Origin of the sequence: Mucilaginibacter aquatilis (genome assembly GCF_009755275.1) — a bacterium.
Lineage (GTDB): Bacteria > Bacteroidota > Bacteroidia > Sphingobacteriales > Sphingobacteriaceae > Mucilaginibacter > Mucilaginibacter aquatilis.
Map to the genome: position 1 here is coordinate 220231 of NZ_WQLA01000004.1, position 13331 is coordinate 233561.

The 13331-nt window shown below is 42.6% G+C and carries 7 protein-coding genes; 5 read left to right on the plus strand and 2 right to left on the minus strand.

Going from position 1 to position 13331, the window contains the following annotated elements; genetic code table 11:
- Window positions 1–29: 29 nt before the first annotated feature.
- A complete protein-coding gene (locus GO816_RS11785) occupies window positions 30–2939 on the minus strand; it encodes a triple tyrosine motif-containing protein (protein ID WP_157542132.1) in 2910 nt (969 codons plus the stop codon).
- A 296-nt stretch (window positions 2940–3235) separates the two neighbouring features.
- On the opposite strand from GO816_RS11785, the gene GO816_RS11790 reads away from it, so the two are divergent.
- The 5 genes from GO816_RS11790 to GO816_RS11810 all read left to right on the plus strand — a co-directional run bounded on the left by GO816_RS11790 (window position 3236) and on the right by GO816_RS11810 (window position 12486).
- Complete coding sequence (locus tag GO816_RS11790) at window positions 3236–6334, plus strand: SusC/RagA family TonB-linked outer membrane protein (RefSeq protein ID WP_157542133.1); 3099 nt, start codon at window positions 3236–3238, stop codon at window positions 6332–6334.
- Window positions 6335–6347: 13 nt separating this feature from the next.
- On the plus strand, window positions 6348–7919 hold the full coding sequence (locus tag GO816_RS11795; RefSeq protein ID WP_157542134.1) for a RagB/SusD family nutrient uptake outer membrane protein: 1572 nt from the start codon (window positions 6348–6350) through the stop codon (window positions 7917–7919).
- 23 nt (window positions 7920–7942) lie between these two features.
- Window positions 7943–9328: a PKD domain-containing protein gene (locus GO816_RS11800; RefSeq protein ID WP_157542135.1), complete on the plus strand. Its 1386-nt coding sequence runs from the start codon at window positions 7943–7945 to the stop codon at window positions 9326–9328.
- Between the two features lie 75 nt (window positions 9329–9403).
- Window positions 9404–10294, plus strand: a complete 891-nt coding sequence (locus GO816_RS11805) for a glycoside hydrolase family 16 protein (RefSeq protein WP_232336561.1) — start codon at window positions 9404–9406, stop codon at window positions 10292–10294.
- Between the two features lie 14 nt (window positions 10295–10308).
- The gene (locus GO816_RS11810) at window positions 10309–12486 is read left to right on the plus strand and encodes a beta-glucosidase family protein (protein ID WP_232336562.1); all 2178 of its coding nucleotides are present in this window, start codon (window positions 10309–10311) and stop codon (window positions 12484–12486) included.
- Window positions 12487–12650: 164 nt separating this feature from the next.
- Here GO816_RS11810 and GO816_RS11815 read toward each other — a convergent pair whose 3' ends face one another.
- On the minus strand, window positions 12651–13268 hold the full coding sequence (locus GO816_RS11815; RefSeq protein WP_157542136.1) for a histidine kinase dimerization/phospho-acceptor domain-containing protein: 618 nt from the start codon (window positions 13266–13268) through the stop codon (window positions 12651–12653).
- Between the last annotated feature and the right edge of the window lie 63 nt (window positions 13269–13331).

Here is a 13331-nt window from a genome sequence, read left to right on the forward strand (position 1 = left end):
CTATATAGAATTAAAGGTTATTAGGCTATTTACTTAAGTACATCATCCGCCTTTGCTGGTTGAGCTATTGCTTTAATTAAATAATCAAACAGCGGTACATCTGACGGTATCTGCATTTTTTTACGAAGACGGTATCTACTTACCTCCACTGCTTTAATGGTAATACTCATTAACTGCGCTATCTCTTTTGAGGTAAGATTCATTTTAAGGTAAGCGCATAATTTTAAATCATTTGAACTCAGCTCAGGAAAACGCTCTTTAAGCCGGCTTAAAAAATTGGAGTGTATGTGATCAAAGTGCATGGCAAACTGCTCCCAGTCGCCATCATTACGTTCAGCTTCATTTAGCAAGCGTACAACACGTTTAAAGTCAGCTGACTTTTCGCTTTTACCATTGGCAACCAAAGGCAATAGTTCATCTTTAATTTTAGCAAGCAGTTTACCACGCTGTACCAAATGCATGGTAGTTGAGGCCAGTTCTTTATTTTTATAACTAACATCGGCTACCAGCTTTTCATTTTGCAGCTTCATTATTTCGCGCTCATTGTGTTCCAATTCCAATTGATGCAAATACTTGAGCTTTTCTTGTTCTTTGATGTGTTTACGCTGTTGTTGTTGAATAAACATATGAACGCCGCCCGTCACCACGGCCATGCATAGCGCATAAAACCACCAGCTTTGGTACCAGGCTGCTTCAATTACAAACTGCCGCTCAACCGGTACCGATTCATTACCCATATTATTACGGGCTTTTACTTTAAAAGTATAAGTACCCGCAGGCAAATTGGTATACTCCTTTTCGGCCTTTGTGTTCCAAGCCGACCATTGTTTGTCAAATCCCTCCAACTGATAACTAAACTCCAGCGTATTTTGCTGCTCATATAAAGTAGAAGCAAACTCAAACTGCAGTGAATTAAGCTCGTGAGGTAATTTAATTTGTGCATTGGCTTTTATTCGATTATAGCCACCAAAAACTACACTGTCTTTGTCATTTATTAGCTTAACCTGCGTAAGTAAAACATTAATAGGTAAACGACTTTGCTCGCGGTACTTTAGGAAATTGATATGGTAAATACCCTTATTAGCACCTACGAAAATATTTTGCTGGTTGTACGGGTAAACATGCTCAAAACCTGATACAAGCTTGGAAGTAAGTTCAGGAAAATAAACTACTGTAGGGTGAGACTCATTAGTTGAAAAATCAACAACTCCAAGTTTCTTTCCATTTACAAACCAAACGTTTCCGGCGGCATCTTCATGGAGGTAGTGTATAGCTGTAGTATGCGTGTAGGGTTCAAACAAAGCCGAACGCTGGAAGCGCATTGTTTCATCGTTATATTCATAAATGCCCTTTAAGCTGGCTACTACAATTCGGTTTTTAATTCGAAAAATGTAATTTCCTAATGCTTCAGGCAAGCCTTCTTTAACGCCTAACACTTCCCGTTTAATCACCTGCTGATGATTTGCTGATAGTGTTAACTTAAATACTCCTCTGTAAGGGTGCGAAGTCCAAACAATGTTACTATTATTGTCATAGGCTAAAAATCTTAACGATAGTTTATCTAAGCCAACAATTGGACCTGCATTAATGAAATTGCCATCTTTATAGTTAAGTAGCTGTAATCCTTCATATGTACCAGCAACAGCTACAGGGACGGGCTCAATAGGTGATAGAGGCTCAAACAACCAGTTACCTGTGTTTTGGCTTAGGGGCTTTAAATTATTTGGTTGTACTTCAAAAGCACCGTCTTCATGGGCGAGCAACAGCTTTTGGTTAATTTCATTTAACCCCCATACCTGGCCGCGTAAGTTGCCTACTTCTTTAAAATTACTGCGTGAATAACTCAAATCTCTCGCTTGCATATCAAGCGGAAGCTTAAAAAGGCCGTTTGATGCACCCACATATAACTCATTCTTAAATATACATGATGTGTAACTGCTGATCTGCTTTTTGTTATCGGGGAATATTTGTTTAATAGCACTATTAAAAGCAATAAAATCAATACCATCATCTAAAGCAAGCCAAAGGTTTTTAGCTTTATCGGTAAAAAGATTACGTATATAATTTTTCTGCAACCCTTCATCACTTGAAAAGTGCTGAATTATATTCCCTTCTTTATCAATGATATAACATGCCGATGTGGTAGTACCTATGGCAAACCAGTCTTTGTTGACGGCAATTGCACAATAGGCATAACTTGATTTAAGGATATTATCTACAGCTGTTATTTTAGGCGTAAGAACACCATCTTTTAATAAAAACAACCCGTTTTTAAGCGTTGCTATCAATAGCGTTCCGGGTGCATAATCCAAAACAGATGTGACTGTACCCTCTTTAAGTATCGAATTTTTGCAAGCAGTTCTCCATGTACCGTTATCAAAAACCATTAGCCCTTTATGTTTTTGCTGCGCGTAGATACGGTTTTGAGCACATCCTAAAAAAGTCCACTCGGTGTTAGTTCTATATACGCTTATGGTTCCATCTTTTAAATAAAATATTTTCTCTACGGTACGGAAAAACGTTTCTCCATTGGCTTCACAAATATTCCAAACATCTGCAAATTGCCTGTTTGCCTTTGGTATAAGTGGTTTTAATGATTGATAGGTAAGTATGCCTCCATTATTGGGTTTGTAGTAGCCAATTTCATCTTGTCCGCCAACAAATATCTTTCCATCTTTTTCAATTTTCAAGGCGTGCGCAACTGTGCGGTTTGGTAACCTGTAAAGTTTCCAGTGCTTACCATCAAATGATAGTAATCCTTCATTGTTAGCAAAGTATACCCTACCATCCTTATCCTGATCAATAGCCCAGTTTTGGATACCGCCTTTGTATTCCAAATTGGTATAATTAACAATTTGAGGCAGTCCTACTGGGTCTTGGGCATACAAGAAAAAGATAAATGAAAAGCAGGTTATTATGGTTAGTAATGCTTTTTTCATTGAATAAGCGTAAAACTAAATAATAGATTTTAACCAACCTCGTGTAGTGTCAAATTTATTTTAAATGTAGCCTTGACATTAATAAACAACTAACTGACAATGAGTTAAATGCTAATATTTTGTCTCGCTCTTGTAGTGTTAAAGTAGGGGCATTTTGAGGGGTAAAAATACCGTTGTATGGGTTATATAGTGTGTTGAAAATTAGGTGTAGTTAAATGTGAGTTTATATTTGCCTCAACCAACAGGCACCCGCCTGTACCGATTAAACCATTTTGTAAACCATTTTATGATCTTCTATGAAAGGAAAAATTACTTTTTTTCTATTAGTTCTGCTATTGCATGCCTTTGGGCTTAAAGCTCAGGAGCTGCAAGTATCAGGCAAGGTTACTCTAAAAAGCGACGGAGCTGCTTTACCAGGAGTAACTGTATCTGTTGAAGGCGGATCGAACGGTGTAGCAACCGGCCCCAACGGTGAATTCAGTATTAAGGTGCCGAAACAAGGCTCCGTGCTAGTATTCAACCAAATTGGACTAGAGCCGCAGCGCTACACCGTAAACTCAACCAACTTCATTCAAATTGTAATGTCTGAAAAATCAACCAACCTCAGTGATGTGGTTGTAGTTGGTTATGGCACGCAGGTTCGCCGCAATGTATCATCTGCTATTGGTTCAATTAAGCCCGATCAAATCACGCAAACCCCGGTGCAGCGTATTGAACAAGCCATGCAGGGCCGGATAGCCGGTGTACAGGTAACCAATGTTTCCGGACAACCGGGTGATGCCCCAACGGTGCGCATACGTGGTATTGGCACCAATGGCGATGCCTCTCCTATCTACATCGTTGATGGCTTCCAGGTAGGCGGAATTGATTACTTAAACCCGGCCGACATTCAATCGATGGACGTACTTAAGGATGCCGCGTCAGCTGCCATTTACGGTGCGCGTGGTGGTAACGGTGTGGTGCTTATTACCACAAAAGGCGGCTCAAAAGATGGAAGAACCCGCGTAACTTACGATGGATATATGGGTATACAAAACGCATGGCGTTACATGAAGTTGCTTGATGCCCGTGAGTATGCAGTAATGATGAATGAGGGTGCTGCCAACGCAGGCAACTCCATCCCTTATCCCGATTTAAGTAAATATCCGGCAGGTACCGGTACCGACTGGCAACGCGCCTTGTTTCAAAAAAACGCGCCTACGTATAATCACCAGTTTGCCGTAAACGGCGGTACCGACAAAAACAACTATGCTATTAATTTTTCGTTGTTTAACCAAAAGGGTTTGGTTGGCGGCGACAAATCTGACTTTAAACGATACACCTTTCGCGCTAACAGCGACAACAAGGTAAAAGACTTCCTTAAGGTTGGTGCTAACGTAGCTTACTCGCACATTCGCCGTACGGCAATTGATCCTAACCAGGAGTTTGGCGGTCTACTAAATAACGCCATTAACCTTGACCCTATTACACCAGTTATTGAAAACGACCCTACCCGTGCAGCAACATATAACGCTAATGCTGTACGTGATGGTAACGGTAATCTCTATGGTATTTCGCCTTATGTAGCACAGGAAATTGTAAACCCGCTTGCTCGCCTTGCGGTTACCAACGGACTTACCCGGGTTGACAAGTTGGTGGGAAACACCTATGCTGAAATCAACATTTTGAAAGAACTTACGTTCCGTTCATCATTCAGTATTGACTTGGCTTACGTTAACAGCAATAATTACAGTCCTGTATTTTACCTAAACGCGGCCCAGCAAAATATTAACTCCAGTGTATCAAAAGGTACTGATCGCTACTATACCTGGCAGGCTGAAAACGTTTTGAATTATAATAAAACATTCAGCAAACATACGTTGGGCGTTACGCTGGGTACCACTCATCGCCGCGAAAACTCTGAAACACTTTACGGTTCCAATACCGGCTTAGTAGTTACCGATCCAAATATGGCTTACCTTGACCTTGCAGTTGATGCAGGTACAGCTAAAGCTACAGGCGGAGCAGGCGGCAATGCTTTGTTCTCCCTTTTCGGAAGGGTAAACTATAACTATGATAATAAATATTTGTTATCTGCTTCTCTGCGCCGTGACGGGTCGTCAAAATTCGGCTCAAATTATCCATTTGGTTACTTCCCGGCTGTATCTGCCGGCTGGATTTTCACAGAGGAAAACTTTATACCTAAAAATGACTTCATCACATTTGGTAAAATACGTGCATCATGGGGTAAAAACGGTAACGACCGCATAGGTAATTACCCTTGGGCAGCCATAATTGGCGTAGGTCGTGGTTATACTTATTATAACGGAAGCGGCAATGGCTACATCAGCGGCGCTTCACCATCGTTCATAGCCAACCCTGATATCCGCTGGGAAGAATCGGTACAAAGCGACATCGGCTTAGACTTAACCTTCCTGCGTAATATGTTTACATTTACTGCCGATTACTATGTAAAAACAACTAAAGGCTGGCTTTTACAGGTACCTATCCCACTAAGTGTAGGCGTACCTCCCGGAACTGCCAACGGTGGCACTGTACGCAACTCAGGTATCGAGTTAACACTTAACTATCAGCAAAACATCGGTAAGTTCAAAATCAATGCAGGTATAAACGGCAGCTTCAATAAAAACACCGTTACCGAGATTGGCAACGCTGAAAGGATTTTAGGTGGTGCAGGTATATCAACCTACGGACAAGTTGAGCGCAGTACCATTGGTCAGCCGTTCTCTTACTTTTACGGTTATAAAACCGATGGTATATTCCAAAACGTAGCCGAGGTAAATGCATATACCCTCAACGGCACAAAAATCCAACCGGATGCGGTACCTGGCGATGTTAGGTTTAAAGACCTGAATGGCAATGGTGTCATTGACCCCGAGGACCGTACCATTATTGGTAACCCTACGCCTAAAATTACAGGTGGTTTTACCTTTGGCTTAGCTTATCAGGGCTTTGACCTTAATGGCTTCTTTACAGGTGCATTTGGCAATCAAATTTTTAACGGTACACGCCGTCATGACTTTCCTACTGCCAACATGCAAACGCTTTACCTAAACCGTTGGAGCGGTGAGGGCAGCACAAATACCAACCCTCGTTTCACCTGGAATGATACCAACGGAAACTACAGCAAAATATCTGACCTGTATTTAGAGAAAGGCGATTATGTACGCCTTAAAACCTTACAACTTGGTTATTCATTCAACAAAGCGCTTATGTCAAAAATTAAGCTGCAAGCCTTGCGTATCTATGTATCAGGTGACAACCTGCTAACTTTTACCAACTACTCTGGCTTCGACCCGGAAATTGGTGCGCGCAGCAGTCTTGATATTGGTATTGACCGTGGTATATATCCACAGGCCCGTATTTACCGCTTAGGTTTAAGTGCAACATTTTAATTGACCAGTTATAATGAAAAATATTAAATATACTTCCACCATTATATTAGCCGGCCTGCTAACCGTTGCAGGTAGCGGCTGCAAAAAGTTTTTAGAAATGAAACCCGTAGATAACCGGGTTGCTGAAAACTTTTATAAAACTGAAAAAGACGCTAATGAAGCCTTAAACAGCGTTTATGATGCATTACAGTGGCACACTAACGCCGGAGGCGGCGGCTTCAGCCCCGATCCTATGCTGGCTGACATTGCCTCTGATGATTCATACGCCGGTGGCGCCAGCCGTTCCGACTCGCCTGATATGATACAGGTTGATCAGCAAAAAATAGCGGCTACTAATTCGTTAATACGTGTTTACTGGAGTAATCATTACACTGGTATCTATCGTGCAAACCTGCTTCTTCAAAAATTGCCTGATATTAACATGCCGGCAGCAGCAAAAGCCAAAATGGCTGCAGAATGTAAATTTTTGCGAGCGTTTTTCTATTTTGATCTGGTTAAGTGGTTTGGAAGCATTCCGTTGATTACCGTACCGCAAAACCCAGGTGAGTATTGTGTGGCAAATGCTAGTCCGGCTCAAACATTTAACCAAATAGCGCAAGATTTAGTTGATGCCATTCAGGTATTAGACAAATCTGACTTACGTACCAGTAAGGCACATGCCACCCGCTGGTCGGCAGAAGGTTTGCTAGGTCGTGTTTATTTATTTTATAAAGGCGTTTACAAAGCCGAATTGCAGGCAGGTAGCACTGCAGTAAATGCTCAGTATGTTCTTACTCAATTGCAAGACCTTATTTCTAACAGCGGTCATGACTTGTTAGGCACTTACGCTGATAACTTTACAAAGGCCAACGAGTTTAGCAAAGAATCGGTTTGGGAAATATCATACTCTAATGATAACCCATGGTATGATTGGAATTACATACAAGGTGGCGAAGGCAATATGCAGCCGCTTATGCAGGCACCACGTATTGAAGGCGACCCGCTATACAGCACAGGCTGGAGCTTTGCACCGGTAACGCAAGAGCTTTACAACAGCTATGAGGCTAACGACCCGCGCCGTACTGCAACTATTATCAATATGGAAACTGAGTTGAAAGGCAAGGTATCAACCGGCTATCAGCACACAGGATTCTTTAGCAAAAAGTATACTACCACGGCAGAGTACAGACCTACAACCGGACAGTACGAATTAAACTGGGGTAACAACTATCGCTCAATACGTTTTGCTGATGTTTTGCTTATGGCTGCCGAACTTGACTTAACTAACGGCGGAAGCCAGGCACAAAACTACCTTAACCGCGTACGCAACCGGGTTAGTTTAGGTAGCAAAACTGTTTCATTAGCCGCCATCTACCAGGAGCGTAGGGCTGAATTAGCCCTTGAAGGCATACGCTACTGGGACTTACTTCGCCAGGGTTTACCTGTGGCAGCACAAGCTATCACTATAACCGGTAAAAAAGGCCCGAGTTACACCGGCGATCAGGTTGACTACAACGTAACCTTTAATCAAGCTACACGCGGTTTATTCCCAATTCCGCAAAGCGAGCTTGACCAATGTTCGAGTGTGTTAAAACCTAATTTTTAATTTATCTCAATAATCATAAAAAGATGAGAACCTATTTATATAAAACACTTGCAGGTTTACTGCTTGTACTTACCTGGATGGGCTGTAAGGTTGACGACCCTGAGCTTGGCGCTGCTCCTGAAAATGCTCAGGTAAAATTTAATGCCACACCTACTGCTGCAAATGCCAATATAGTTGTATTTAAAAATCAGTCGGGTGCGGTAACAAAAGCCGTATGGGATTTGGGTAACGGACAAACAGGCTCGGGCGAGGAAATAACCGGCTCATATCCTTTGGCCGGCACTTATACCGTTAAGCTTACCATTTACACCAGCGGCGGCTTTGCATCAAGCACCCAAACGGTAACAATTGCCAATACCAAGCCCGAGATGCTTAACCGTCCAGATTATAACTTTTTAACCGGTGGCGGTAGCAATACTGCGGGCAAAACCTGGGTAATTGAAAAAGGCGTGTCGGGTCACTTAGGTGTGGGTCCGGCCACATCACAAACCGCCGAGTGGTATAACGCTGCTCCCAACGAAAAAGCCTCAGAAGGTTTTTATGATGATGAAATGGTATTTACCCTAAGCAATAACCTTAAGTACACCTATATTAACCATGGCAGTACTTTTGCCAACGGTGCTAATGCTGCAGGTATTGGCGGTGCTACAGGTGGTGATGTTACGGTTAATTACACCCCTCCTACTAACCTAAGCTGGAGCATTACTGAAGAAGGTGATAAAAAATATCTTACTATATCGAATAATGGTTTTATAGCCTACTACACCGGAGTTTCAAAATATCAGATCATCACCTTAACCGAAAACGAAATGTACCTGCGTGTGGCCGACAAAGCAAATGCTGCCAATGCCTGGTATTTACGTTTAGCTCCCAAAGGTTATACCCGCCCGGTGGTAGAAAAGCCACTTCGGGCTAATGATATCAGTGATAAGTTTGACGGCACAGGTAACATAGCGTGGCGTGCTGATGCAATCACATTTAAAAACGCGTTTGACAATCCATTCCCTCAGAGTGCTAACACTGCTGCTAAGGTTGGCTTTTATCAGCGCCTTACTGGTGATGCCAACCAATATGGCAACTTGCAAACCACTTTAGACTACCGCTTAAATTTAAGCACCCGCAATAAATTTAAAGTGAAAGTATTTTTCCCGGGTGGCAACGATTATAGCGGAACGTTGAAACCCCAGGTATCAGTAAAGCTACAAAACTCGCTTGCCGGGGGTAATGCCTGGCAAACACAAACGGAAGTGGTTAAACAAGTTCCACTGAACCAATGGGTAGAGCTGGAATTTGATTTTTCATCTATCTCAACTGTTACCATTTATGACCAAATTGTATTACAACTTGGCAGCGAAGGCCATACTGTACCGGGTATATTCTACGTGGGAAGTTTTGAACTAGTAAAATAATTACTCATAAGCCGCAGCGTAGGTTGCGGCTTATGCTTTCTACTTTTTTACCGAGACGTGAGTAAAGCAACTGATATGAACACAAGTAAAAAAATAAAAATGTATACATCATTTATTGGGAAAGTGCTGGTGGCAGGTTTTCTGTTATCATGCGCCGGCGGCGATGAACTCAAACCCCTTCCTACTGAACCAACAAGCGGCACCGGAGACGGAAAACCTACCGACAAAGGCTGGGCCTTTGAAACTACACCGGTTTGGGCCGATGAATTCAACACCAATGGCGCGCCCGACGCCGCAAAATGGGGCTATGATTTAGGCGGCACAGGCTGGGGCAACAACGAACTGCAGAATTATACTAATAGCCAAAACAACGCCGGCATAGCCAACGGTGTACTTACCATTACCGCACGTAAAGAAAACTCCGGAACAAATGCTTATTCATCGGCAAGGTTGGTTACTAAAGGCAAGGGCGACTTTTTGTACGGCCGCATGGAAATAAAAGCCAAACTCCCATCAGGCCGTGGCACATGGCCTGCTATATGGATGTTACCTACCGATAACGCTTATGGGCAATGGCCTAAATCGGGCGAGATTGATATTATGGAGCATGTGGGTTACGATCCTATGAAAGTGCATTTTACTATTCATACTGATGCCTACAACGGCGCCCAGGGCACGCAAAAAGGTGATTTTAAAAATGTAGCAACGGCGTTTACTGAATTTCACTTATACCGCGTTGATTGGACACCTTATGCACTTCGTGGTTACATTGACGACCAAAAAGTATTTGAATATGTCAACGATGGCAAAGGCTCATCTACCTGGCCGTTTGATAAACGCTTTCACCTGTTACTTAACGTAGCTGTTGGTGGCAACTGGGGCGGTGCGCAAGGCGTTGACGATACCGTTTTTCCGAAAGCCATGGAGGTAGATTACGTAAGGGTATATAAAATGATTGAAAAGTAATACATCCTCATTTTATGATGAAAATTTCGATTATTTCTACCTCTAAGGTGGCGGGCTTGTTATTGCTCTTACATACCGCCGCCGTAGCCCAAACCGATGAAGAGATCTATCAGAAAGCCGATGCCCTGCTAAAAAAAATGACGCTGCAGGAAAAGGTTAATATGATACATGGCAGCTCCTCATTTACATCGGGCGGCGTGCCCAGGTTGGGCATCCCCGAGTGGGTAATGTCTGACGGGCCACACGGCGTTCGTGTAGAACACGGCCGCACTTATAAAGATAGTATTGGTGTAAACGATGCCGGAACATATTTACCAACAGGCGTTTGCCTGGCAGCCACCTGGAACCCTAAACTAGGTTATGCCTTCGGCTCAGTATTGGGTAGCGAGGCAGCCTACCGTGGTAAAGACGTAATTTTGGGTCCAGGCATCAACATTATACGTTCGCCACTTAACGGGCGCAACTTTGAATACCAGAGCGAAGACCCATACTTGATCTCGCAAATGGCGGTGGGATATATTAAAGGCGTTCAAGATCAAGGTGTTGCAGCTTGCATAAAACACTATGCGGCAAATAATATTGAAACTAACCGTAACAATATCAACGTTGAATTGAGCGAACGTGCGCTACGTGAAATTTATTTGCCCGGCTTTAAGGCCGCCGTTCAGCAAGGGAATGTATACACGCTTATGGGCTCGTACAATAAGGTACGCGGCGAATGGGCCACTCACAACAACTACCTTATTAACCAGATTCTTAAAAAAGAATGGAAATTTAAAGGTGCTGTAATAAGCGACTGGGGTGCGGTTCATAATACGCAGCAAGCGCTTTGGAACGGTACCGATGTTGAAATGGGCACTGATCTTTCCTTAGGTGAAAAGCCTGATTATCGTAAGTACTTTATGGGCGATACGGTGCTTGCGCTTGTTAAGAACGGCAAAGCTCCGGAGTATCTAATTGATGATAAAGTGAGGCGCATATTATACGTAATGCTCAAAACGCATGTGATAGACAAGCAACGCAGTAAGGGGGCCTATAACACCAAAGCACATCAGCAGACAGCACGTCAAATTGCTGAAGAAGGTATTGTTTTGTTGAAGAATCAAGGCAAAATTTTACCATTATCGTCATCAATTAAATCTATTGCTGTAATTGGCTTAAACGCCAACCGGCCTCAGGCCTTTGGCGGCGGCAGTTCACAGGTGAAGGCTTTATATGAAATTACCGCATTAGAGGGATTGAAAAAGCTGGCTGCTAAAGGAACAAAAATCACTTACGCTCAAGGTTATAATATTAAGCGTGGTGCAGAGGCCGATGAGAACTTAATAAAACAAGCTGCCAATGCAGCCGCCAAAGCAGATGTTGCGGTTATTGTTGGCGGAAGTACACATGGGTATGACTACAGCAAATGGAGCGACAATGCGTATGATGCAGAGGATACCGACAAACCAGATATGCATATGCCTTTTGGGCAGGAGGAATTAATTAAGGCTGTACTTAAAGCTAATCCAAAAACCGTGGTGGTATTATTGGGCGGCGGACCTATTGAGATGGCTCAATGGATTAGCTCTGCTCCTGCCGTGCTACAGGCCTGGTATCCGGGTATGGAAGGCGGCAATGCTATAGCCGGCATACTATACGGAAAAGTTAATCCATCGGGCAGGTTACCTATGACTTTTCCTAAACACCTGGTTGATGCTCCTGACCATAAGCTAGGCCAATTCCCTGCTGATAAGGATAGCAACAGCAACAACGTATACTATTTTGACGACTTATATGTGGGCTATCGCTATTACGACACTTACAAAATCGAACCACAGTTTGCCTTTGGTCATGGCTTATCTTACACGCAATTTACCTACGGTGATTTGAAGGTTCAAAAAGGTGTTAACAACACTACTGTTACGTTTACCATTGCCAACACGGGTAAAACCGCAGGAGCTGAAACAGCACAACTTTATGTACATCAGCAAAAGTCACTGCTTCCACGGCCCGAAAAGGAATTGAAAGCGTTTGAGAAAGTATTTCTAAAGCCTGGCGAGAAAAAACAGATCAAGTTAATGCTCTCTGCCGATGCTTTTCAGTATTTTAATGATGTAACAAATTCTTGGATTACAGAACCAGGACAATTTGATGTTATGATAGGCAGTTCGTCAAAAGATATTAAACTTAAAGGCGTAGTCAACCTATAAATTCTAGCAACATTTTACAATGCAAAGTGCCGCCTGCTTACAGAGCGGCACTTTTTGTTACGTTGTTTAAAGCAGTTAATCAAGCTAGTATATTTAGCAATATTTCATTTACGCACATGACGACTATGTAACTATTATGAAGTAAACCTTTTGATTATTTATACTTATTGTGGCTTTTCGGTAAGGTCTCTTATCATAAAGGCTTCAAATTCCTGGTTAAGCTGTTCGCAACTTTGAATTAACTTATCCGCAATCTCTTTTACCTGCTCACTGTCATCTCCCAGTACTTTAAGCACTTCAACCAAACCAAGCACATTCGCCAGCGGACGGCGAAGGTCATGTGATTGCTGCTCGGCCAAATTATTAAGTGTCTCTGTCAGGAAACGAAGATGTTCTTTACGCGATTCAAATGCAGTAACGTCATGGCCTACCCCAATGACACCGCTAATGATTCCATCGTTATCAATATCTGCTTTATACTCCCAGTAGGTTATAATATAGCCACCTTTGCCATCCAATTTTCTTAAAGTAGCGGCAAAAGTTTGATCAGGATGTGCAACGCAGCGCTGGTAGGTTTGATAGCTCGTAGCATGGTCATCCGGGTGCAAGGCTAATGCGGCAGAGCGAACCTCAGATTTGTTGTAAAATGAACTGTGCCGGTTGATGAATAGGTCATTCATGTAAATATAGTTGCCCTTGGTATCAATCTTAACCAGATAGAAATTTTTGGATTCAGCAAGCAGCTCAACAGACCTTTCAAAGGAAAAATGTTTAGAAATCATACGGGGAATGAATCTGCAGTGACTAAAGCAGATAAAAGGTAAAAGTAAGCGTTAATTCATAAT

What these genes read in the sequence shown, in the direction of transcription:
- GO816_RS11795 (WP_157542134.1), top strand. Translation starts at nt 6,348, where the DNA reads ATGAAAAATATTAAATATACTTCCACCATTATATTAGCCGGCCTGCTA.
- GO816_RS11785 (WP_157542132.1), bottom strand. Translation starts at nt 2,939, where the DNA reads ATGAAAAAAGCATTACTAACCATAATAACCTGCTTTTCATTTATCTTT.
- GO816_RS11805 (WP_232336561.1), top strand. Translation starts at nt 9,404, where the DNA reads ATGAACACAAGTAAAAAAATAAAAATGTATACATCATTTATTGGGAAA.
- GO816_RS11800 (WP_157542135.1), top strand. Translation starts at nt 7,943, where the DNA reads ATGAGAACCTATTTATATAAAACACTTGCAGGTTTACTGCTTGTACTT.
- GO816_RS11815 (WP_157542136.1), bottom strand. Translation starts at nt 13,268, where the DNA reads ATGATTTCTAAACATTTTTCCTTTGAAAGGTCTGTTGAGCTGCTTGCT.
- GO816_RS11790 (WP_157542133.1), top strand. Translation starts at nt 3,236, where the DNA reads ATGAAAGGAAAAATTACTTTTTTTCTATTAGTTCTGCTATTGCATGCC.
- GO816_RS11810 (WP_232336562.1), top strand. Translation starts at nt 10,309, where the DNA reads ATGATGAAAATTTCGATTATTTCTACCTCTAAGGTGGCGGGCTTGTTA.